19 protein-coding genes are annotated in these 21,183 nt (G+C 70.1%); 12 read left to right on the forward strand and 7 right to left on the reverse strand.

Features of this window, described 5'->3' with window-relative positions:
* Nucleotides 1-212: 212 nt before the first annotated feature.
* Both WBK31_RS00335 and WBK31_RS00340 read right to left on the reverse strand, forming a co-directional pair.
* Nucleotides 213-3,845: a multifunctional oxoglutarate decarboxylase/oxoglutarate dehydrogenase thiamine pyrophosphate-binding subunit/dihydrolipoyllysine-residue succinyltransferase subunit gene (locus tag WBK31_RS00335; RefSeq protein WP_364059348.1), complete on the reverse strand. Its 3,633-nt coding sequence runs from the start codon at nt 3,843-3,845 to the stop codon at nt 213-215.
* A gap of 204 nt (nt 3,846-4,049) precedes the next feature.
* Complete coding sequence (locus WBK31_RS00340; RefSeq protein WP_364059345.1) at nt 4,050-4,694, reverse strand: phenylalanine--tRNA ligase beta subunit-related protein; 645 nt, start codon at nt 4,692-4,694, stop codon at nt 4,050-4,052.
* A gap of 74 nt (nt 4,695-4,768) precedes the next feature.
* On the opposite strand from WBK31_RS00340, the gene WBK31_RS00345 reads away from it, so the two are divergent.
* From WBK31_RS00345 to WBK31_RS00355, 3 genes are all read left to right on the forward strand, one after another.
* The gene (locus WBK31_RS00345; RefSeq protein ID WP_406674153.1) at nt 4,769-5,335 is read left to right on the forward strand and encodes a winged helix-turn-helix domain-containing protein; all 567 of its coding nucleotides are present in this window, start codon (nt 4,769-4,771) and stop codon (nt 5,333-5,335) included.
* A complete protein-coding gene (locus WBK31_RS00350; protein WP_406674154.1) occupies nt 5,332-6,615 on the forward strand; it encodes an MFS transporter in 1,284 nt (427 codons plus the stop codon). Before WBK31_RS00345 ends, WBK31_RS00350 begins: the two co-directional genes overlap by 4 nt.
* A 309-nt stretch (nt 6,616-6,924) precedes the next feature.
* Entirely contained in the window at nt 6,925-7,083 is a 159-nt protein-coding gene (locus tag WBK31_RS00355) for a hypothetical protein (protein WP_364059336.1), read from the forward strand.
* 275 nt (nt 7,084-7,358) lie between these two features.
* On the opposite strand, the gene WBK31_RS00360 is transcribed toward WBK31_RS00355, so the two are convergent.
* Nucleotides 7,359-8,204 carry a glutathione S-transferase C-terminal domain-containing protein gene (locus tag WBK31_RS00360; protein WP_364059333.1) on the reverse strand — a complete coding sequence of 282 codons (846 nt, stop codon included), beginning with the start codon at nt 8,202-8,204 and terminating at the stop codon, nt 7,359-7,361.
* Nucleotides 8,205-8,250: 46 nt separating this feature from the next.
* On the opposite strand from WBK31_RS00360, the gene WBK31_RS00365 reads away from it, so the two are divergent.
* The 8 genes from WBK31_RS00365 (at nt 8,251) to WBK31_RS00400 (ending at nt 17,404) form a co-directional block, all read left to right on the forward strand.
* Complete coding sequence (locus tag WBK31_RS00365; protein ID WP_406674155.1) at nt 8,251-9,309, forward strand: MBL fold metallo-hydrolase; 1,059 nt, start codon at nt 8,251-8,253, stop codon at nt 9,307-9,309.
* A 96-nt stretch (nt 9,310-9,405) separates the two neighbouring features.
* A complete protein-coding gene (locus WBK31_RS00370) occupies nt 9,406-10,278 on the forward strand; it encodes an SDR family oxidoreductase (RefSeq protein WP_364059327.1) in 873 nt (290 codons plus the stop codon).
* Nucleotides 10,279-10,523: 245 nt separating this feature from the next.
* Nucleotides 10,524-11,681, forward strand: coding sequence for an ROK family transcriptional regulator (locus WBK31_RS00375; protein WP_364059324.1), 1,158 nt, complete (start codon nt 10,524-10,526; stop codon nt 11,679-11,681).
* Between the two features lie 12 nt (nt 11,682-11,693).
* Nucleotides 11,694-13,178: a sugar ABC transporter ATP-binding protein gene (locus WBK31_RS00380; protein ID WP_364059321.1), complete on the forward strand. Its 1,485-nt coding sequence runs from the start codon at nt 11,694-11,696 to the stop codon at nt 13,176-13,178.
* Nucleotides 13,178-14,185, forward strand: coding sequence for an ABC transporter permease (locus WBK31_RS00385; RefSeq protein ID WP_406674156.1), 1,008 nt, complete (start codon nt 13,178-13,180; stop codon nt 14,183-14,185). The genes WBK31_RS00380 and WBK31_RS00385 overlap by 1 nt, the downstream gene beginning before the upstream one ends.
* Nucleotides 14,182-15,231 (forward strand): ABC transporter substrate-binding protein, encoded by a 1,050-nt coding sequence (locus WBK31_RS00390; protein WP_364059315.1) that lies wholly within the window; start codon nt 14,182-14,184, stop codon nt 15,229-15,231. Before WBK31_RS00385 ends, WBK31_RS00390 begins: the two co-directional genes overlap by 4 nt.
* A gap of 17 nt (nt 15,232-15,248) precedes the next feature.
* Nucleotides 15,249-16,400: a Gfo/Idh/MocA family protein gene (locus WBK31_RS00395; RefSeq protein ID WP_378785083.1), complete on the forward strand. Its 1,152-nt coding sequence runs from the start codon at nt 15,249-15,251 to the stop codon at nt 16,398-16,400.
* On the forward strand, nt 16,397-17,404 hold the full coding sequence (locus tag WBK31_RS00400; RefSeq protein WP_406675432.1) for a sugar phosphate isomerase/epimerase family protein: 1,008 nt from the start codon (nt 16,397-16,399) through the stop codon (nt 17,402-17,404). Before WBK31_RS00395 ends, WBK31_RS00400 begins: the two co-directional genes overlap by 4 nt.
* A gap of 179 nt (nt 17,405-17,583) precedes the next feature.
* Here WBK31_RS00400 and WBK31_RS00405 read toward each other — a convergent pair whose 3' ends face one another.
* From WBK31_RS00405 to WBK31_RS00415, 3 genes are read right to left on the reverse strand one after another with little or no spacing between them, the layout of a single operon-like run.
* Nucleotides 17,584-18,675 (reverse strand): Zn-dependent alcohol dehydrogenase, encoded by a 1,092-nt coding sequence (locus tag WBK31_RS00405; protein ID WP_406674157.1) that lies wholly within the window; start codon nt 18,673-18,675, stop codon nt 17,584-17,586.
* A gap of 42 nt (nt 18,676-18,717) precedes the next feature.
* Nucleotides 18,718-18,909 (reverse strand): ferredoxin, encoded by a 192-nt coding sequence (locus WBK31_RS00410; RefSeq protein ID WP_138716482.1) that lies wholly within the window; start codon nt 18,907-18,909, stop codon nt 18,718-18,720.
* Entirely contained in the window at nt 18,906-19,358 is a 453-nt protein-coding gene (locus WBK31_RS00415) for a pyridoxamine 5'-phosphate oxidase family protein (protein WP_406674158.1), read from the reverse strand. The genes WBK31_RS00410 and WBK31_RS00415 overlap by 4 nt, the downstream gene beginning before the upstream one ends.
* Nucleotides 19,359-19,443: 85 nt before the next feature.
* On the opposite strand from WBK31_RS00415, the gene WBK31_RS00420 reads away from it, so the two are divergent.
* On the forward strand, nt 19,444-20,073 hold the full coding sequence (locus WBK31_RS00420) for a class I SAM-dependent methyltransferase (RefSeq protein WP_364059587.1): 630 nt from the start codon (nt 19,444-19,446) through the stop codon (nt 20,071-20,073).
* A gap of 24 nt (nt 20,074-20,097) precedes the next feature.
* On the opposite strand, the gene WBK31_RS00425 is transcribed toward WBK31_RS00420, so the two are convergent.
* Nucleotides 20,098-21,078: a DUF1702 family protein gene (locus tag WBK31_RS00425; RefSeq protein WP_364059302.1), complete on the reverse strand. Its 981-nt coding sequence runs from the start codon at nt 21,076-21,078 to the stop codon at nt 20,098-20,100.
* Nucleotides 21,079-21,183: the final 105 nt, after the last annotated feature.

A 21,183-nucleotide genomic window follows, 5' to 3' on the forward strand; every position in this document is an offset into this window, starting at 1 on the left:
CCAGCGCCCCGCCCTGACTTTAGCCTGCCGTGACAGCAGTGAGCCCCCGGCCACCGAAGGCAGGGGGCTCACCGGAGGTCACGCGAGCCGGTGATCACGAGCCGGCGATCACGAGCCGGTGATCACGAGCCGGTGATCACGAGCCGGTGATCACGAGCCGGCGTTCGCGAGTCGATGATCAAACGCGGGTGATCACGCGAGCTCGCACGAGATCAGCCGAAGATCTGGCGCAGGATCTCCTCGGACTCACGGTCGTGCTGGTTGTGCGAACCGGTCGCCGGCGAGCTGTTGGGCGTACGCGACACCCGCCGGATCGGCCGGCCGCCCAGCGTCTGCGGGTCCTCGGCCAGCTTGAGCGTGAGGTACGGCCACGGGCCCATGTTGACCGGCTCGTCCTGAGCCCAGACCAGCTCGGCCTGCGCGCCGTAGCGGCCCAGCTCGGCGGCCAGCTCCTCCGCCGGGAACGGGTAGAGCCGCTCCAGCCGGACCAGCGCCACGTCGTCGCGCCCGAGCTTCTCGCGCTGCGCCAGCATCTCGTAGTAGATCTTGCCGGAGCTGAGCACCACCTTGGTCACCTTCGCCGGGTCCACGGTGGTGTCACCGAGGACCGGCTGGAAGGTGCCCGAGGTGAAGTCGGACGCCTTGGACGTGGCCGCCTTGTGGCGCAGCAGCCACTTCGGCGTGAAGACCACCAGCGGCTTACGCCGGCCCGACTGCACCTGCCAGCGCAGCAGGTGGAAGTAGTTGGCCGGCGTGGTGGGCTGGGCGACGGTCATGTTGTCGAGCGCGCAGACCTGGAGGAAGCGCTCGATGCGGGCCGAGGAGTGGTCGGGACCCTGACCCTCGTAGCCGTGCGGCAGCAGCAGCACGACCGAGGACTTCTGGCCCCACTTCTGCTCGCCCGAGGCGATGAACTCGTCGATGATCGTCTGGGCGCCGTTGACGAAGTCGCCGAACTGCGCCTCCCAGCAGACCAGGGCGTCGGGCCGGACCACGCTGTAGCCGTACTCGAAGCCGAGCGCCGCGAACTCGCTGAGCAGCGAGTCGTAGACGTAGAACTTCGTGGTGCCCTCGTTGAACGCCTTGAGCGGGGTGTGCTCGGCCCCGGTCATGCGGTCGACGAGGACGGCGTGGCGCTGGGTGAACGTACCGCGCCGGGAGTCCTGGCCGACCAGGCGCACCGGGTGGCCGTCGATGAGCAGCGAGCCGAAGGCCAGCGTCTCGCCCATCGCCCAGTCGATCGCGTCCTGCTCCACCATCTGGCCGCGGCGCTGCAGCACCGGCGCGAGACGCGGGTGCGGCGTGAAGCCCTCGGGGAGGTTGAGCTGGGTGTCGACGATGCGCTTGAGCGTCTCGTCGGTGATCGCGGTGTGGGTGTCGGCGTGGGACCACTTGACGACCTCGGCCGGCGGCACCCGCATGGCGGCCGCCTCCTGAGGCTTCTTCGCCGCCTCGCGGACCTCGGTGAACGCCTGCTCCAGCTTGGCCTGGTAGTCGCGCAGCGCCTGCTCGGCCTCTTCGACCGTGATGTCGCCGCGGCCGATCAGGGCCTCGGTGTAGAGCTTGCGGGTCGAGCGCTTGGCGTCGATGAGGTCGTACATCAGCGGCTGGGTGAAGGCGGGGTTGTCGCCCTCGTTGTGGCCGCGGCGGCGGTAGCAGATGAGGTCGATGACGACGTCCTTGCGGAACGCCTGCCGGTATTCGTAGGCCAGCCGGCCCACGCGCACCACGGCCTCGGGGTCGTCGCCGTTGACGTGGAAGATCGGCGCCTGGATCATCCGCGCGACGTCGGTGGCGTAGACCGACGAACGGGACGAGGCGGGCGAGGTGGTGAAGCCGACCTGGTTGTTGACCACGACGTGGACGGTGCCGCCGGTGCGGTAGCCGCGCAGCTGCGACAGGTTGAGCGTCTCGGCCACGACGCCCTGGCCGGCGAAGGCCGCGTCGCCGTGGACGAGGACGGGAAGGACGGTGAAGCCCTCCTCGCCGCGCTCGAGGAGGTCCTGCTTGGCGCGGACGACGCCCTCGAGCACCGGGTCGACCGCCTCCAGGTGGGAGGGGTTGGCGACCACGGACGCGGTGATGGTCTTGCCGCTCGGCGCGGTGAACGTGCCGGTGGCGCCCAGGTGGTACTTCACGTCGCCGGAGCCGTGGGCGGTGCGCGGGTCGATGTTGCCCTCGAACTCGCCGAAGATCTGCGCGTAGGACTTGCCCACGATGTTGGCGAGCACGTTGAGGCGGCCGCGGTGGGCCATGCCGATGACGACCTCGTCGAGGTCTTCGTCGGCGGCCTTGCTGATCACCGAGTCGAGCAGCGGGATGAGGGACTCGCCGCCCTCCAGCGAGAAGCGCTTCTGGCCGACGAACTTCGTCTGCAGGAAGGTCTCGAACGCCTCGGCGGTGTTGAGCCGCGACAGGATGTTGAGCTGCTCGTCACGCGCGGGCGACTTGTGCGGCTTCTCCACCCGCTCCTGGATCCAGGCCCGCTCCTCGGGGTTCTGGATGTGCATGTACTCGATGCCGACCGTACGGCAGTAGGAGTCGCGCAGCACGCCCAGGATGTCGCGCAGCTTCATCAGCGGACGGCCGCCGAAACCGCCCGTGGCGAACTCGCGCTCCAGGTCCCACAGCGTCAGGCCGTGGCTCTGGATGTCGAGGTCGGGGTGCTTGCGCTGCTTGTACTCCAGCGGGTCGGTCTCGGCCATCAGGTGGCCGCGCACGCGGTAGGCGTGGATCAGCTCCAGCACGCGAGCGGACTTGGCCACGTCGTCGTCGTGGGAGGCCGAGATGTCCTGGACCCAGCGGACCGGCTCGTACGGGATCCGCAGCGCCTCGAAGATCTCGTCGTAGAAGCCGTCCTCGCCGAGCAGCAGCCGGTGGATCTGGCGCAGGAAGTCGCCCGACTGGGCGCCCTGGATGATCCGGTGGTCGTAGGTGCTGGTCAGCGTCATGACCTTGGAGACGGCCAGGCGCGACAGCGTGTCGGGCGATGCGCCCTGGTATTCGGCCGGGTATTCCATGGCGCCGACGCCGATGATGGTGCCCTGGCCGGGCATCAGGCGGGGGACGGAGTGGACGGTGCCGATGGTGCCGGGGTTGGTCAGCGAGATGGTGGTGCCGGTGAAGTCGTCGACCCCGAGCTTGCCCGCCCGGGCCTTGCGCACGATCTCCTCGTAGGCCATCCAGAACTGCCGGAAGTCCATCTGCTCGGCGGCCTTGATGGAGGGCACGAGGAGCTGGCGCTCGCCGTTGCTCTTCTGGACGTCGATCGCCAGGCCGAACCCGACGTGCTCGGGCTTGACCAGGGTGGGCTTGCCGTCGATCTCCGCGTAGGAGTAGTTCATCTCCGGCATGGTCTTCAGCGCCTTGACGATCGCGAACCCGATCAGGTGCGTGAAGGAGACCTTGCCTCCGCGACCCCGCTTGAGGTGATTGTTGATCACAATGCGGTTGTCGATGAGCAGCTTGGCCGGGATGGCGCGGACGCTGGTCGCGGTCGGCACCGACAGCGACGCGTCCATGTTGGCGGCCGTGCGTGCCGCCGCGCCGCGCAGCCTGACCTCTTCGGCGCCCTGGGGCACCGGGGTGGCCGGCTGCTTCGGCTTTTCGGCCGGTGGCGCCTTCGGCGCCTGGGGAGGCGCGGGCGCGGTCACACTGCCGTTCGCCGCCTCCCTGGCCGGGGATCGGCCCGGTCCATAGTCAGGGTTGTAGTCAGCGAAGAAGTTCCACCAGGCCTTGTCGACAGACTCAGGATCTTGGAGGTACTTCTGATACAGCTCGTCGACAAGCCATTCGTTCTGACCAAAGCTTGCCAGCGGGTTTGTCCGCGACGACTCAGACGACACGGCGGAAATCGCCCTCTTCCGCAGATCGGCGTTGATGTTAGAGAACCTGTCCAAGGCTACTCGCCCAGACCGGTAGCGCGCGCCCAAGAGGGCGTGCCGCCTCGAACGATCGTCTCAGGACCGTGCAAAGACGTCACGCCCCCCTCGTCAATCCGGGTGGTGCAGCCTTTATTACTCTTTGGTATCAACACCGTGGGCGGAGGTTTATTTCCCGGATGTCAGTACTCTGCGCGCGATGCTGACGTCCGGCGACAGCTCCCTGAGGAGTGCGGCCAGCTCATCGCCTGCCTGCTCCAGCTCCTCCAGCGACATCGGCTCGAGGCGTTCGAGCAGGAAGATCGCGTTGGTGGTCTCCTCGGTGAGCCGGGTGCGCACGACCTGGCGCCAGTTCCAGCGGCGGCAGGTGACGCCGATGTCGTCGCGCCAGATGACCTCACCGGGCTCGGGCTGCCCGAGCGCCTCCTCCGACGGCTCGTCGCCGGTGGCGCGCACCAGCCGGGCGGGGCCTGAGTAGCGGTCGAGGTCCTCGCCGCCGATGGGCAGCGCGTGCTTGACGCTCACCGAGTTGTACGCGTCGACCGCCAGGTTGATCTCCGGCAGCGGCATGCGCCGGGTGAGCGCGTCGACCGAGGGCCTGGTGCGCGACGGCTTGGCGCCGAACGCGCGGTAGGCGTCCTTCCAGGCGTCGATCTTGGCCGTCTGGACCTCCACCTCGGCCGCCTCTTTCAGCCAGCCGCGCGACCTGTCGTCCGTGGGCCCGTTGCGCAGGCCGTGTGCGGTCATGGCGAGCACCGCGAAGTCGGGGCGGAGTGCGAAGACGGAGTCGTCAACCCAGATGTCGTCGAGCATCCCCACAGTCTAGGAGCGCGCAAAACCGCAAAAGTACCTTTGCAAAATTGCTTTTGCGGGTTATCGTCGGCGGCATGGAGGACCGCTACAAGATCAGTGATCCGCAGGCGCTCAAGGTGGTCGCACACCCGCTGCGCGGCCGGCTGCTCGGCCTGCTGCGCACCGAAGGGCCCGCCACGGCCAGCGAACTGGGCCGCAAGACGGGGGAGAGCTCGGGCTCGACCAGCTATCACCTGCGCGAGCTGTTCAAGTACGGCTTCATCGAGGAGGACCCGGGCGGCCGTGACGGCCGCGAGCGCCGCTGGCGCGCCCGCCACCGCTACACCTCGTGGAACAGCCGTGAGATGGTCGGCGTGCCGGGCGGGCGCGAGGCGGTCGAGGTCATCAGGACCCGGCAGGCCGAGGTGCTGGCGGAGCGGATCCTGGGGTTCGACGAGGACGACTGGCTGCCGGAGTGGGTCGAGGCGGCGGGCGTGGACGACCACTTCGCCGAGCTGCCGCCGCAGGCGCTCGCCGAGTTCATGAGGCGGGCCGAGGAGCTGCTCGGCGAGCTCACCGCCCGGTACGCGGGCGCGCAGGACAGCCGCCCCGTCCACCTGTTCGTGGGCGGCTTCCCGCAAAAGCGGGAGGAACGGACGTGACCGCGCGCTCGGCTCTGCGGCGTTACATGCTCGTCAGCTTCCTGACCTGGCTGCCCACCGGGCTCCAGATGACCGTCATGGTGCTGCTGATGAGCGAGCGCGGGCTCGGCCTGGCGGAGATCGGGCTGGCTACGATGGTGTTCTCGGTCGTCACCGTGAGCCTGGAGCTGCCCACCGGCGGGCTGTCCGACGTCGTGGGGCGGCGCGTGGTGCTGGCCGCATCGGCCGCGTTCACCGTGGCGGCGCTCGTGCTGATGAGCGTCTCCACGACGTTCTGGATGTTCCTGGCCAGCGGCGTGCTCAAGGGCGTGGCGCGGGCGCTGTCGAGCGGCCCGGCCACCTCCTGGTACGTCGACACGCTGCACGCCGTCGAGGGCCGGGAAGCCGACCTCAAGCCCGGCCTGGCCAAGGGCGCGATGATGGAGTCCGTCGCCCTGTGCACGGGCGTGCTGGGCGGCGGCTGCCTGCCGCTGCTGGTGCCGTCGTCGCTGATGTTCCCGCTGGCCGCGCCGCCGCTTGCGGGGGTGGTGGCCGCCGCGGCGCTGCTGGTCGTGGTGCTGTTCGCGCTGCCCGAGCCGGCCCGCGCGCGCAGGTCGCTCGGCGGCGTGCTGCGCGAGGTGCCCGCCACGGTCGTGGGCGGCGTCCGGCTGGCGGCGGGAGCGCCGGTGCTGCGCCGCATGATGGGCGCCGCCGCCGTCTCCGGCCTCATGCTGGTGAGCGTCGAGCTGCTCACGCCGGGCCGGCTGGCCGAGCTGGCGGGCACGGCCGAGCGGGGCAGCCTGTTCTACGCGGTGGTCGCGGCGCTCGGGTTCGCCGGCAGCGCGGCGGGCAGCGCGCTCGCGCCCCGTACGGCCGCGCTGGCGGGCGGCTCGGCGCGGGGAGCGATGGCAGGGACGCTGCTGAGCGCGCTCGCCGTCGCGGCGCTCGCCGCCACGTCGTCGCTCGACGGACTCGCGGGTACGGCGAGCGCCGGTGTGGCCTACGTCGTGCTGTTCGTCGGCGCCGCGATCACCTCGGTGCTCTGCCTGGAGCTGACGCACAACGCGGTGACCGCGGCCGAGCGCACCACCGTGACCTCGACCGGCTCGCTGGCGTTACAGGGCGGCAGCGCGGTGGGGAACCTGGCGCTCGGCGCGCTGGCCGCCCAGGCGGGCCTGGCGTGGGCGTGGACGGTCGTGGTCGTGGTGCTGCTGGCCTCGGTCCTGTTCTTCGTACGGCTGCCGGTGGCTCAAGGCTCCAGTCCGGCTCAGGCCCCGCGGGCGCGATCCGGCTCGGGTTGATGCCGATCCGCGGCCTGCTCGGTCGTCGTCCGGGCGGGCTGTCGTCGTCCGGGCGGGCTGAATGCCCCCACGCCGGGGGATCCGGCAAGGCGGCCCCCGACCCCGTCCGAATGGTGCCGGTCGTTCCGGATTTGCGGCTTTGTTGCTCCACGTTGGTTCACGGATCGGGAAAGAATTCTTGCGACACGCCGATCACTTGAATGCATCGGTCCTGGTAGATGCGCGATGATCCTCGGCATGCCAGGAATACCAGGGAGAGTGCAGCGGCCTAAGGGGACCGGTGGGGGCAATGTGCCTTTGCAGACCCGTGTGCCGGAAGTGCTCAAGAAGCGATTCGACCTGGCCGCCAAGCGGCGCGGGATCTCGTTGTCGCTCTACATGGAGTGGTTGATCGATCTGGACCCGGAGGCGCCCACGCCTGCCGAGGTTCTGGCCGAGGAGGGCGGCGACAGGCTTCTGACCGCATAAAAAGGCAGGCCCCGGCAGGCCGGCGGCACGCGCCAGAGGGGGCGGCCTTACCGCCCGCCTTCCTGGCAGAGAGGAGGGCCTCAGGGGCGGGCGTCCCGGGCGGCCTGCGCGCCGGCCGCCCCGGCCGGCCTGCCTGGGCGTGGGCGGGTCGTGACCGCCCAGGCCGGCCCAGGCAGGGCGTGGGTGAGGCGTGGTCGCGGTGCTGACGGCCCCGGGCAGGGTGTGGGCGGGTCGTGGTCGCGGTGCCGGCGGCCCCGGGCCGCCGGTGGCCGGAGCTAGAGGCTCCAGTCCAGCTCAGGCCCCACGGGCACGATCCGGCTCGGATTGATGTTGGTCTGCGTCATGTAGTAGTGGCGCTTGATCTGGTCGAAGTCGGTGGTCTCGCGGAAGGCCGGGATGGCGTAGAGGCGGCGCGCGTACGCCCACAGCGCCGGATAGTCCACCAGCCGCCGGACCGAGCACTTGAAGTGCGAGTAGTAAACGGTGTCGAAGCGGGCCAGCGTGGTGTAGAGGCGGATGTCGCTGTCGGTGAGCGTGTCGAAGAGGAACTCCGACTCCGCCAGGCGCACCTCGAGGAAGTCGAGGGTGGTGAACACGCGGGCCACCGCCTCCTCGTACGCCTGCTGGCTCCGCGAGAAGCCCGCCTCGTAGACCGCGTTGTTGAGCCCGTGGTAGAGGCGGTCGTTCATGATGTCGATGTCGGGACGCAGGCGCTCAGGATAGAGGTTGGGCGAGGTGCCCCAGGACATCTCCAGATCGAGGGTGATCTGGGGGAAGTCGTTGGTGACGATGCGCTTTTCCTTGATGTCCCAGATGCAGGGGACGGTGTAGCGGCCGGTGTAGCCGGGGTCGGTGGCGTGGTAGAGCTCCGACAGGTATTCGGGGTCGCCGCCGGGGACGCGCCAGCCCTTCTCGTCGCGGATGGGGTCGGTGATGGCGACCTCGAGCAGCTCCTCCAGGCCGAGGAGCTTGCGGACGATCAGTACGCGCTGGGCCCACGGGCAGGCGTAGGAGGCGTAGAGGCGGTAACGGCCGGGCTCGGGCGGGCCGAGCCGTTCCGTGAAACGGTTCGGCTGGCGGACGAAGCGGCCATCATCGGAGATCTCGCGGCTCGGCTTCATGACCCCTAGTAGAACACGATTCTGTGACAGAACTATATTCGGGCGTGTGGCGAAATTTGTGGTGACCCCCGCGAACGCGGCACAGCGGGAGGCATGGGCCGGCGGGAGCGTTCCCGGCATCGAGCGCGTACGCCCCGGCCTGTGGTCCATCCCGGTGCCGATCCCCATCAACCCCCTCCGGTACGTGCTGGTCTACGCGCTCGAACTCCCCGACGGCGTCGCGATCATCGACGCCGGATGGAACACCGACGAGGCGTACGACGCGCTCGTGGCCGGCCTGGGGGTGGCCGGGTACGCGATCACCGACGTCAAGGGGGTGCTCGTCACCCACATCCACCCCGACCACTACGGCCTGGCCGGGCGGGTCCGCGAGGTGTCGGGCGCCTGGATCGCGCTGCACCCCGCCGACGCCCGCCTGATCCGCGAGCGCTACGACGACGACGTGATCGACGCCCTGGTGCAGCGGGAGCGGGCGCTGCTGCGCCGCTGCGGCGTGCCCGAGCTGACGCTGGACGAGCTGGCCGGCGCGTCCATGATGATCAGGCACGTGGTCACCATGGCCAAGCCGGACCGCCTGGTCGAGGACGGCGACGACCTGGGCCTGCCCGGCTGGGACCTGCGCGCCGTCTGGACCCCCGGTCACTCGCCCGGCCACCTGTGCTTCGTCTCGCCCGAGCGGCGGGTGCTGTTCTCCGGCGACCACGTGCTCGCGAAGATCACGCCGATCGTGGCCGTGCACCCGCAGTCGGGGCCGAACCCGCTCGCCGACTACCTCGACGCGCTGGCCGCTGTGCGCAAGCTGGAGGTGGACGAGGTGCTGCCCGCCCACGAGTACCGCTTCCTGGAGCTGGCCGAGCGGGTGGACGCCGTGATGGCGCACCACGACGCGCGCCTCGCCGAGATCGAACGGGTGCTCGCCGAGGGCGGCGCGGCGGCCTGCTGGGACGTCGCCACCAGGCTCACCTGGTCGCGGCCGTGGGAGACGATCCCGCCGTTCATGCGGCGCTCGGCCAACAACGAGACGCTGGCGCACCTGGCCTGGCTTGAGGCCAAGGGCAGGGTGGTGCGCGAGCCGGGCGAGCCGGACCTGTGGCACGCGCCTTAAGGCGATCGCGAGCGGGGCGAGCCGGATCTGTGGCGCGCGCCCTGAGCCGGTTATCGTAGGCGTACTAGAACGATGTTCTCCTGCCTGGGAGGTTCGATGCTTCGGTTCGACGACAGGGTCGCGATCATCACGGGGGCCGGGCACGGCCTCGGCAGGTCGCACGCGCTGCTGCTGGCGGAGCGCGGGGCCAAGGTCGTGGTCAACGACCTCGGCGGCGCGCTCGACGGCACCGGCGCCTCGGAAGGGCCCGCCGCCGAGGTCGTCGACCTCATCACGAAGAACGGCGGCCAGGCCGTCGCGAGCACCGACAACGTCGCCACCCCCGAGGGCGCGCGGGCCATCGTGCAGACCGCCGTCGACGCCTTCGGCAAGGTGGACATCGTCGTCAACAACGCGGGCATCCTGCGCGACAAGTCGTTCGGCAAGATGACCGTCGAGGACTTCGACGCGGTGCTGGCCGTCCACGTACGCGGCTCGTACCTGGTCAGCCAGGCCGCGTACCCGCTGATGAAGGCCGCGGGCTACGGCCGCGTCGTCAACACCTCCAGCCCGGCGGGCCTGTTCGGCAACTTCGGCCAGGCCAACTACTCCACCGCCAAGATGGGCCTGGTCGGCCTGACCAAGACGATCGCCATCGAGGGCGCGCGCAACGGCATCAAGGCCAACGCCATCGCGCCGATCGCCTGGACCCGCATGACCGAGGCGCTGCTGCCGGCCGAGTTCGAGGCCAAGTTCACCCCCGAGCGGGTCAGCGCGCTGGTCGCCTACCTCGTGCACGAGTCGTGCGAGACGAGCGGCGAGGTGTTCAGCGTCGGCGCCGGCCGGGTGGCACGGGTGTTCGTGGCCGAGGGGCCGGGCTGGAAGACCGACGACATCACGCCCGAGGCGATCGCGAGCAACTGGGAGTCGGTGATGGCCGAGCAGCCGTACGTGCTGACCGCCGGAGACTCCATGAAGGCCATGCTCTAGCACCGTACGTTCCTCGGGGGCCCCGTCGCCGCACGCCGGCGACGGGGCCTTCGTGTCGGTCCGCTTCCCGAGTGCGCGTAGGCCCGGAGCCGCGCCGTCGCCGCACGTCGGCGAGGGGGGCTTTTGTGTCAGAACGGTGGATTTTTGAGAACAAACAGGTCTTTGTTCGATCTTCGGCGGAAGTAAGGCGAGTTTGGTCGATACAGGCTCTTGATTTGCCGCATCAGCGATCTTATTGTCGCGGCATGACCCCCCAGCCGGGTTCCGCCGGCGACGTGCTGACGCTGATCAGCGCGGGCTCGGCGACCACCCGTTCCGACCTGGCGAGGCTCACCGGCCTGGCCAGATCCACGATCTCCCAGCGCGTGGACGCCCTCATCGAGCGCGGCCTCATCGAGGAGACCGAGAGCGGCGAGTCCACCGGCGGCCGGCCGCCGCGCCAGCTCCGCCTGCACACCGAGGACCACGCCTTCGCGGGCGTGGACCTGGGCGCCACCCACTGCCGGGTCGCGCTCATGGACATCTCCGGCAACGTGCTGGCCGAGTGCGAGGACCCCCTGCTCATCGCCGACGGCCCGGAGAGCGTGCTGGCCCACGTGAACCAGCGCATCGACCACCTGCTCGCCCAGGCGGGCCGCCCCCACAGCGCGCTGCGCACGATCGGGATCGGAGTGCCCGGACCGGTCGAGTTCGCCACTGGACGGCCCAACAACCCGCCGATCATGCCGGGCTGGAACGATTACCCCATCCCCGAGTACTTCGAAGGCGTCGACGTCCTGGTGGACAACGACGTCAACGTGATGGCGCTGGGCGAGCACCGCAACGCCTTCACCGACATCAAGCACCTGCTGTTCGTCAAGGTCGGCACCGGCATCGGCTGCGGCATCATGGCCGACGGCAAGCTGCACCGGGGCGCCCAGGGCTCCGCGGGCGACATCGGTCACATCCGGGTCAGCGGCCACGACGACGCCGGCTGCCGGTGCGGCAACAGCGCCTGCCTGGAGGCCGTGGCCGGCGGCGCCGCCATCGCGCGCCGGCTGAGCGAGCTGGGCCTGCCCGCCGAGTCGGGCGCCGACGTCGTGGCGCTCGTGCAGTCGGGCAACACCCAGGCGCTGCGCCTGGTCAGGGAGGCGGGCCGGCTGATCGGCGAGGTGCTCGCCAGCCTGGTCAACTTCTTCAACCCCGAGGTCATCGTCATCGGCGGCGCGCTGTCGCGGGTGCACGAGCACCTCGTCGCCGGCATCAGGGAGACCGTCTACCGCAGGTCGCTGCCCCTGGCCACCCATCACCTGTCCATCACGCCGAGCCGTACGGGGATCAACGCCGCCGCCCTGGGCGCCGGGATCCTCGCGATCGAGCACTACCTGTCACCGGAAAACATCAACCGCATCGTCAACGCCTGAAAGGGACTTCCGATGCTGGTCATGAAGGGCATCGTCAAGCAGTTCCCCGGCGTGCGCGCGCTGGACGGAGTCGATCTGGACGTACGGGCGGGCGAAGTGCACTGCCTGCTCGGCCAGAACGGCGCCGGCAAATCCACCCTGATCAAGGTGCTCGCAGGGGTGCACCAGCCGGACGAGGGCACGATCACCTTCAACGGGACCGAGGCCCGCCCGAGCAGCCCCATCGACGCCATCAGGCTCGGCATCGCCACCATCTACCAGGAGCTCGACCTGGTCGACGGGCTCACCGTGGCGGAGAACATCTTCCTCGGTCACGAGCACGCCCGCTTCGGCTTCGTCAACAGGGCGGCCGGCCGCCGCGCCGCCGCCGCCGTGCTGGAACGCCTCGGCCACCCGGAGATCCGCCCGTCGGCGGAGGTCGGGCGGCTGTCACCGGCCGCCAAGCAGGTGGTCTCCATGGCCCGCGCGCTCTCCCACGACGCCCGCCTCATCATCATGGACGAGCCGTCGGCCGCGCTCGCCCACGACGAGGTGGAGAACCTCTTCCGCATCATCCGCGAGCTGACCGCCCAGGGCGTCTCCGTGGTCTACATCTCCCACCGCCTGGAGGAGATCCGCGAGATCGGCGACCGGGTGACCGTGCTGAAGGACGGCCGCACGGTCGCGGTCGGCCTGTCCGCCCGCGACACGCCCACCTCCGAGATCGTCTCGCTCATGACCGGCCGCAACGTCGAGTACGTCTTCCCGCCCAGGGCCGAGCGCCCTCCGGGTGAGGAGGTGCTGCGGGTGGAGAACCTGAGCTCGCCCGGCGTCTTCTCCGGGGTGTCGTTCTCGGTGCGGGCCGGGGAGATCGTGGGGCTGGCCGGGCTCGTCGGCTCCGGCCGTTCGGAGATCCTCGAAGCCGTGTACGGCGCCCGCCCCGCCACCGGCCGCGTCCTGCTCGACGGCCGCCCGATGCGGCGCAGCGTCGTCGGCACCGTACGCGGGGGCATGGGCCTCGCCCCCGAAGAGCGCAAGGCTCAGGCGCTGCTCCTCGACCAGAGCGTCACCGCGAACATCACGCTGGGCACGCTGCCGGGCTTCGCCAGATTCGGCTGGCTCGACCGCAAGCGGGAGCGCGCCGAGGCCCGCCGCCTGGCGGAGATGCTCGACATCCGCCCGCCCGACCCCGAACGCCCGATCAGGACCCTGTCGGGCGGCAACCAGCAGAAGGCCGTGCTGGCCCGCTGGCTGCTCGGCGGCCGCAAGCTGCTCCTGCTCGACGAGCCGACCAGGGGCGTGGACGTGGGCGCGCGGGCCGAGCTGTACGCGGTCATCCGCGACCTGGCCGAGCAGGGCATCGGCGTCCTGCTGGTCTCCAGCGAGGTGCCCGAGGTGCTCGGCCTGGCCGACCGGGTGCTGGTGCTGCGCGAGGGCCGGGTCATCCACGAGGGCGAGGCGGCCGAGCTGGACGAGCATCGCGTACTGGACATGATCATGAATGGGAGGGCGGCGTGATGAGCGAGCCCGCAACAGACCAGCCCGCCGCGAAGGCGGTGCTGCCGATGCGGCCGTCGATCCGCGGGGTGACCGAGATGCGCCACCTCGGCCTGATCGGCGCGCTGGCGCTGCTGGTGATCGTCGGCCTGATCACCAGACCCGAGAACTTCGCGACCGCCTCCAACCTGGTCAGCATCCTGTCGCTGGCCGCCACGATCGGCGTCATCACCGTGGGGGCGACGTTCGTCATCATCGGCGGCGGCATCGACCTGTCGGTGGGCGCGGTCATGGCGCTGGCCAGCGTGTGGGCGACGACGGTCGCCACACAGTCGTACGGGCCGGCGGTGATGGCCATGTGCGCCATCCTCGTCGGCACCTGGGCAGGGCTGGTCAACGGCATCCTCATCGCCTACGGGCGGCTGGTGCCGTTCATCGCCACCCTGGCCATGCTGGTCGCCGCCCGCGGCCTGGCCCAGCGCATGTCCGACCGCAAGACGCAGCTCATCCAGCCCGAGAACACCGCCATCGTGGAGCTGTCGACCACCCGCGTGCTCGGCATCCCGCTGATGGTCTACATCTTCGCCCTGGTCGTGGTGCTGGGCTGGATCGTGCTCAACCGCACGACCTTCGGGCGGCGCACGTACGCGGTGGGCGGCAACCCTGAGGCCGCCCGCCTGGCCGGCATCGACGTACGCCGGCACACGATGCTGCTGTACGCCCTGTCGGGGCTGTGCTGCGGCATCGCCGCGATTCTCATCATGGCGCGCACGACGACGGGCTCGTCCACCCACGGCGACCTGTACGAGCTGGACGCCATCGCGGCCGTCATCATCGGCGGCACGCTGCTCACGGGGGGCAGGGGCACGATCATGGGCTCGATCCTGGGCCTGCTGATCTTCACCCTGATCACGAACCTCTTCATTCTCAACGGGCTCAACACCAGCGACCAGCTGATCGCCAAGGGCCTGATCATCGTCGTCGCCGTCCTTCTCCAGCGGCGGAACCTGAAGGAGAGAGCACCATGAGTGACCACGTCGCGCGCAGGGGATTCCTCGTCGGCGGAGCCGTGCTGTTGGCGGCGGGCTGCACCAGCAACGAACCGGCGGCGGCGCCGAGCAGCGCGGCGCCCGCGCCGTCCGCCGCGGCCACCGGCGGCAACGACCAGCCGGGCGAGAAGGTGACGATCGGCTTTTCGGCCCCCGCCGCCGACCACGGCTGGATCGCCGCCATCGCCAAGAACGCCGAGGCGACCGCGAAGCAGTACTCCGACATCGACTTCAAGCCCGTCGAGCCCACCAACGACATCAACCAGCAGATCTCCGCCGTGGAGTCGCTGATCGCGGCCAAGGTGGACGCGCTGGTGATCCTGCCCAACGACGGCCAGCAGCTCAACCAGGTGGCGCTGCAGGCCACCGAGGCGGGCATCCCGGTCGTCAACCTCGACCGCATCTTCCCCGACAAGCTGGCCTACCGGACGTGGATCGGCGGCGACAACTACGGCATGGGCGTGGCCGCCGGCCACTTCATCGGCAAGCAGCTCAAGGACAAGGGCGTGTCGAACCCGGTGATCGTCGAGATCCAGGGCATCGCCACCCTGCCGCTGACCCAGGAGCGCAGCAAGGGCTTCGAGGACGCGCTGAAGACGTACGGCTTCAGCGTCACCGCCAAGCAGGACGCGCAGTTCACCGTGGAGACCGGCAACGAGGTCGCCACCTCCCTGCTGCAGGCGCACAAGAAGATCGACGCGATGTGGAACCACGACGACGACCAAGGCGTCGGCGTGCTGGCCGCGATCAAGGAGGCGGGCCGCGACGAGTTCATCATGGTCGGCGGCGCCGGCTCGCTGAACGCGATGCGGGAGATCCAGTCGGGCACGTCCGTGCTCAAGGCGACGGTCACCTACAGCCCGACCATGGCCTCCTCGGCGATCAAACTGGCGCGTCTGATAGCACAGGGGAAGGGCATGAGTGATCTGGTGGAAAACCAGGTGCCCCAGTCCATAACGCTCGCGTCCGAGACCATCACCAAGGACAACGTCGAGAACTACCTGGCGCTCGGCTTCGAATCCTGAACCTGATCGGGGGTTGCATGTCAGACAAGACCACCATCGGCGTGGGCATGGTCGGCTACGCCTTCATGGGCCGCGTCCACTCCCAGGCCTGGCGCAGCGTCGGAGCGTTCTTCGACCTGCCGCTCGCACCGCGCATGGCGGTGCTCGCGGGACGGTCGAAGGAACGCACCGAGGCGGCCGCTGCGCAGCTCGGCTGGGCCGACGTCGAGACCGACTGGAGAGAGCTGGTCAGACGCGACGACGTGCAGATCGTGGACATCTGCACGCCCGGCGACTCGCACGCCGAGATCGCCATCGCCGCGCTTGAGGCCGGCAAGCACGTCATCTGCGAGAAGCCACTGGCCAACACCGTCGCGGAGGCCGAGGCCATGACGCAGGCGGCGGCCAAGGCACCGGGCAAGAGCATGGTGGCCTTCAACTACCGGCGGGTGCCCGCGGTCGCGCTCGCCCGCCGGTACGTCGAGGAGGGACGCGTCGGCGAGATCCGCCACGTCCGCGCCGTCTACCTGCAGGACTGGATCGTCGATCCGGAGTTCCCGCTGGTCTGGCGGCTGCAGAAGGACAAGGCGGGCTCGGGCGCGCTGGGCGACATCGGCGCGCACATCGTGGACGCCGCCCAGTTCATCACCGGCCAGAACCTCCTGGGCGTCTCCGCGCTGACGGAGACGTTCATCAAGGAGCGCCCGCTGGCCACCGAGTCGGCGGGGCTGGGCGCCACCGGCTCGGCGGAGCGCGGTCAGGTCACGGTCGACGACGCCGCGCTGTTCATCGGCAGGATGTCCGGCGGCGCGCTGGCCTCCTTCGAGGCCACCCGCTTCGCCAACGGGCGCAAGAACGCCATGCGCATCGAGATCAACGGCTCGCGCGGCAGCCTCGCGTTCGACTTCGAGTCGATGAACGAGCTGTGGTACAGCGAGGGCGGCGGCGGGTTCGAGCGGATCCTCGTCACCGAGCCCGACCACCCGTACGTCGGCGCCTGGTGGCCGCCGGGCCACGGCCTCGGCTACGAGCACACGTTCACTCACGAGGTCAAGGACTTCTTGGAAGCGATCGCCAACGGGACCGACCCGTCGCCGTCGTTCGCCGACGGCCTGCGGGTGCAGCGGGTGCTGGAGGCGGTCGAGCGCAGCGCGGCCGACAACAGCCGCTACACGGAGGTGGAGGACTGATGAGACCGATCACGCTGTTCACCGGGCAGTGGGCCGACCTGCCGTTCGAGGAGGTGTGCAGGCTCGCGGCCGAGTGGGGCTACGACGGCCTGGAGATCGCCTGCTCGGGTGACCACTTCGACGTCGAGCAGGCGGTGTCCGACCCCTCCTACGTGGATCAGAAGCGCGCCCAGCTCGAAAAGCACGGCCTGAAGGTGTGGACGATCTCCAACCACCTGGTCGGCCAGGCCGTCTGCGACCACCCCATCGACGAGCGGCACAAGGCGATCCTGCCGGCCCGCATCTGGGGCAACGGCGACCCCGAGTCGGTGCGGCAGGCCGCGGCCGAGGAGATGAAGAACACCGCCCGCGCCGCCGCGGCGCTCGGCGTGAAGACCGTGGTGGGCTTCACCGGCTCGTCGATCTGGCACACGGTCGCGATGTTCCCGCCCGTGCCCGCCTCGATGGTGGACGCCGGCTACCAGGACTTCGCCGACCGCTGGAACCCGATCCTCGACGTCTTCGACGAGGTCGGCGTGCGCTTCGCCCACGAGGTGCACCCGAGCGAGATCGCCTACGACTACCACACCACCGTGCGCACCCTTGAGGCCATCGGCCACCGGCCGGCGTTCGGCCTCAACTGGGACCCGTCCCACATGGTGTGGCAGGACATCGACCCGGTCGGGTTCATCCTCGACTTCAAGGACCGCATCTACCACGTCGACTGCAAGGACACGCGGGTCCGCGTCGGCGACGGCCGCAAGGGCCGCCTGTCGTCGCACCTGCCGTGGGCCGACATGCGCAGGGGCTGGGACTTCGTCTCCACCGGCCGCGGCGACGTGCCGTGGGAGGACTGCTTCCGCGCCCTCAACGCGATCGGCTACGACGGGCCGATCTCGATCGAGTGGGAGGACGCCGGCATGGACCGGCTCGACGGGGCCAAGGAGGCGCTGAGCTACATCCGCAGGCTCAACGCCATCACGCCGCCGAGCCAGGCCTTCGACGCCGCTTTCTCCACCACCTGAGCGGCGGGGGACCGGACCGGGCGTCCCTGCGGGGGCGCCGGCAGGCGTATGTCCGGATGTCCGCTTTCTCTCCTCTTGGGCGGGAGGCCCCTGTGCGGGAGGCCCCTGTGCGGGAGGCCCCTGTGCGGGAGGCCCCGACCACGCCGGCGTCTCCTTGCGGCGCGGAGCGCGTCCGGGCGTCAGTCCATCACCACGATCTGGCGCAGCACCTCGCCGCCGCGCAGCGCCTCGACGGCGTCGTTGAGGTCGCCGAGCCGGATCCGGGCGCTGATCAGTGATTCGAGGTCGAGCAGCCCGGCCTTGTAGAGCTTGGCGAAGTACGGGAAGTCATGTCGCACGTCGGCCTCGCCGTACAGGCTGGACAGCAGGTTCTTGCCGTCGAAGAGCAAGTTGAACGCGGAGATCGACACCATGTCGTCCAGCGCGCCCGCACCCACCACGATCACGTCGCCGCCCGCGCGGGCGAGCTGCCAGGCGCTCTGGATGGTCGCGGACTTGCCGACCACCTCGAAGGCGTAGTCGAAGCCCGCGCCGCCGGTGAGCTCCTTCACCGCCTCGGCCGCCTGCTCGGGCGTGGTGGTGTGGGTGGCGCCGACCTTCCTGGCCAGCTCGTGCTTGGACACCAGCGGGTCCACGGCCAGGATCGTCCGCGCGCCGCTGACCCTGGCGCCCTGGATGACCGACAGGCCGACGCCGCCGCAGCCGATCACCACGACCGTGGAGCCGGGCCGCACCTTCGCGGTGTTGATGGCCGCGCCGACGCCGGTCGTGATGCCGCAGCCGATCAGCGCCGCCGCCTCCCACGGCACGTCATCGTCGATCTTGATCGCGCCCTGCCAGGGCACGATCACCTCCTCCGCCCAGGTGCCGCACCCGGCCATGCCGAACGCCGTCGCGTTGTCGCCGCCGAAGCGGAAGTTGCCCTTGCTGAAGGACTCGATCAGGTACTTCATGCACAGGAACGGCTGACCGCCCACGCACAGGTCGCACTCGCCGCACGCGGGACGCCAGCTGATCACCACGTGGTCGCCCGGCTTGACCGAGCTGACGTGCTCGCCCACCTCGACCACCTCGCCCGCGCCCTCGTGGCCGGGGATGAGCGGCACCGGCTGCGGCAGCACGCCGGACATGGCCGACAGGTCCGAGTGGCAGACGCCGGTGGCCCGGATCCGTACCCGGACGTCGGCCGGCCCGACGGGGGCGAGGGTGACGTCGTCGCGGAGGTCGAGCTTGCTGTCGGTGCCTACGGCGTGCAGGATCGCGGCGCGCATGGAAGTTCCTCCTCGTGCCTGGGGGTGGTCCGCCGTGTGCGGCTATTCTTCGATGGACAGGGCGGCTTTCGGGCAGGACCTGACCGCGTGGCGGACGCGGTCCTGCAGCTCGGGGGGTGGTTCGGGGAGCAGGATGTGCAGCTGGTCGTCGTCGTCCACCTCGAACACCTCGGGTGCGAGCCCCATGCACACGGCGTTGGCCTCGCAGACCAGCTCGTCGACCTTCACCTTCATCTGAGCCTCCTGTGATCCCATGAGACCACTCTGGTGCGCTCGACGACGTACGCGACCCGCTTGAGCCCGGTTTTCTCGACGTAGGGGAGCAGCAGCTCGTCGGCCACTCCCGGCGTCGTGCGGCGGGCGACCTTGAGGCCGATGGCCATGACGTGGTCGCGGTCCTCCACGAGCGTGGCGGTGCCGTAGACGAGCACGCCGCGCAGCTCGTCGTAGCTCTCTCCTGCCTCGATCAGGCAGCTCACGCGGGGGTCGCGGGCGATGTTCCGGGCCTTCTGGGACTTGCGGTAGGTCCAGAACGCGATCCGGCCCTCGTCGAGGCCGTAGAACATGGTGACGAGGTGCGGCGTCCCGTCGGGGTTGATGGTGGCCAGCTGCAGCTTGCCGGAGCTTTCGAGGAACGCGGCGATCTCGTCCTCCGGCATCGCGATGCGAGCGCGCTGATTCACGTGCCAAGTAGAACAGGTTGCAGAACGGCCCGGCAAGAGCCCGGCGGAATGTTATTCGGTTCGGCTAGGGTGCAGGGCTATGACGATGCCGCCAGAGCTGCTGCGCGCGGCCCAGCAGGCCAAGGGTTTCATGCCGGACGACGAGGGCCTGGCGCTCTACGAGGCGGCCCGCCGCTACGGCAAGCTCGGCCCCATCGGCGAGATCGGCACCTACTGCGGCAAGTCGGCCATCTACCTCGGCGCGGCGGCCCGCCAGACCGGCTCCGTGGTCGTCACCGTCGATCACCACCGGGGCTCGGAGGAGATCCAGCCCGGCTGGGAGCACCACGACCCCAGCCTGATCGACCCCCGCTTCGGCAAGATGGACTCGCTGCCGTTCTTCCGCGCCACCATCGCCGCCGCCGGTCTCGAAGACGAGGTGATCGCCATCGTCGGGCGCTCCGAGCAGGTGGCCAGGCTGTGGAACACCCCGCTCGGCATGCTGTTCATCGACGGCGGACACTCCGACGAGCCCGTCACCCGCGACTACGAGGGCTGGGCGCCCCACGTCAGGACCGGAGGCGCGCTCGTCTTCCACGACATCTACCCCGACCCGGCCGACGGCGGGCAGGCCCCGTACCGGGTCTATCTGCGGGCGCTGGCCTCCGGCGCGTTCGCCGAGGTGGCCGTGACGGGGTCGCTGCGCGTACTGGAACGTGTCGCGCCCGGCATCTGAGTCGCACCTGGCACCTCGCGCCCGTCAGTAGCGGTGCCTGCGGGTCCACGCCTGGCGGATCCGCGACTGCCAGCGCTGGAAGTCCTCATTCGTGTGCGCCTCGTGCCCGAGCGCGATGAGCGCCTCGTCCGTCCAGGAGGCGGCCTCGTCGGGCTCCGCGCCCGCCAGGATCGGCACGGCCTGCGCCGCATGGTCGGGCAGCAGCCCCGAGCGCAGCCGCGCGCTCACCGCGAACGCGCACCCCTGCGCCAGGTACGCGCGGAACCCGTCGGCCCCCGCGTGCTCCGTCAGCCACCACAGCTCGTCGGCCTCGGCGCCGCCGGTGTAGGTCGCCGCGAACCCGACCCCGCTCCACAGGTCGGCCCGGCGCGAGGGCGGGTAGCTCGCGATCCGCGCCGCCACGTCGTCGGGCGAGGCGCAGTCGTGGTACCACAGCAGCCGCCCCAGGCCCTGGTCGAACACCGCGCAGTGCGCCCGGGTCAGCAGGTCGGGCATCATGCGCTCGCCCACCATGCGGTCGGTCCTGGACAGCCCCCACTGGAAGCCGAACCCGTCCACGGCCAGCCAGCGCAGCAGCGGATGCGCCCGCCGCGCGCCCCACACCGGGCGCAGCCGCAGCAGCGCGTAGCCGCGCCCGGCACCGAGGTAGGCGGCGTGGCGGTGATGCTGGGCGGGGCCGGCCAGTAGCTCGTGAAGGCGCCGGCCCCGGGTCAGAGTGAGCAGGTCGAGCACCGTGCACGCCGCGGCGGCGCCCTCGTAGCCGAAGGGCCGCTGCTCCTGCGGGATCTCCTCGACCTTCTCGATCTCGCGGGAGATCGCCGCGTTGTAGCCGAAGACGTACGACTGCTCGGCCTTGCCGAAGACGGTACGGGCGGTGCCGCCCCTGAGCCGGAACCTGCGCCGGCTCAGATCGGATTCCAGCGGGTCCTTCGCCAGCAGCCTCAGCAGCCCTTTCGGGCGCGACAGTGCCGGCAGGGTTGTCGGCTCGGTCCTGACCTGGTCCAAGAACGAAGTTGTGCCCGTGTCGCCCACGCTTCCCCCGAAGACGCCTCGTACGGCCAGACACGAAGCTAGTAACCGCATTAGGGCGTTCGGCGGCGGCGCACCGGA

The sequence above is a fragment of the Nonomuraea sp. N2-4H genome, assembly GCF_045291505.1.
Classification (GTDB): domain Bacteria; phylum Actinomycetota; class Actinomycetes; order Streptosporangiales; family Streptosporangiaceae; genus Nonomuraea; species Nonomuraea fastidiosa.

Excerpts from the sequence above, each read along its gene's own strand:
- WBK31_RS00340 (WP_364059345.1), bottom strand. The coding sequence starts at position 4,694 with ATGCTCGACGACATCTGGGTTGACGACTCCGTCTTCGCACTCCGCCCC.
- WBK31_RS00345 (WP_406674153.1), top strand. The coding sequence starts at position 4,769 with ATGGAGGACCGCTACAAGATCAGTGATCCGCAGGCGCTCAAGGTGGTC.
- WBK31_RS00360 (WP_364059333.1), bottom strand. The coding sequence starts at position 8,204 with ATGAAGCCGAGCCGCGAGATCTCCGATGATGGCCGCTTCGTCCGCCAG.
- WBK31_RS00370 (WP_364059327.1), top strand. The coding sequence starts at position 9,406 with ATGCTTCGGTTCGACGACAGGGTCGCGATCATCACGGGGGCCGGGCAC.
- WBK31_RS00375 (WP_364059324.1), top strand. The coding sequence starts at position 10,524 with ATGACCCCCCAGCCGGGTTCCGCCGGCGACGTGCTGACGCTGATCAGC.
- WBK31_RS00380 (WP_364059321.1), top strand. The coding sequence starts at position 11,694 with ATGCTGGTCATGAAGGGCATCGTCAAGCAGTTCCCCGGCGTGCGCGCG.
- WBK31_RS00385 (WP_406674156.1), top strand. The coding sequence starts at position 13,178 with ATGAGCGAGCCCGCAACAGACCAGCCCGCCGCGAAGGCGGTGCTGCCG.
- WBK31_RS00390 (WP_364059315.1), top strand. The coding sequence starts at position 14,182 with ATGAGTGACCACGTCGCGCGCAGGGGATTCCTCGTCGGCGGAGCCGTG.
- WBK31_RS00395 (WP_378785083.1), top strand. The coding sequence starts at position 15,249 with ATGTCAGACAAGACCACCATCGGCGTGGGCATGGTCGGCTACGCCTTC.
- WBK31_RS00405 (WP_406674157.1), bottom strand. The coding sequence starts at position 18,675 with ATGCGCGCCGCGATCCTGCACGCCGTAGGCACCGACAGCAAGCTCGAC.
- WBK31_RS00410 (WP_138716482.1), bottom strand. The coding sequence starts at position 18,909 with ATGAAGGTGAAGGTCGACGAGCTGGTCTGCGAGGCCAACGCCGTGTGC.
- WBK31_RS00420 (WP_364059587.1), top strand. The coding sequence starts at position 19,444 with ATGCCGCCAGAGCTGCTGCGCGCGGCCCAGCAGGCCAAGGGTTTCATG.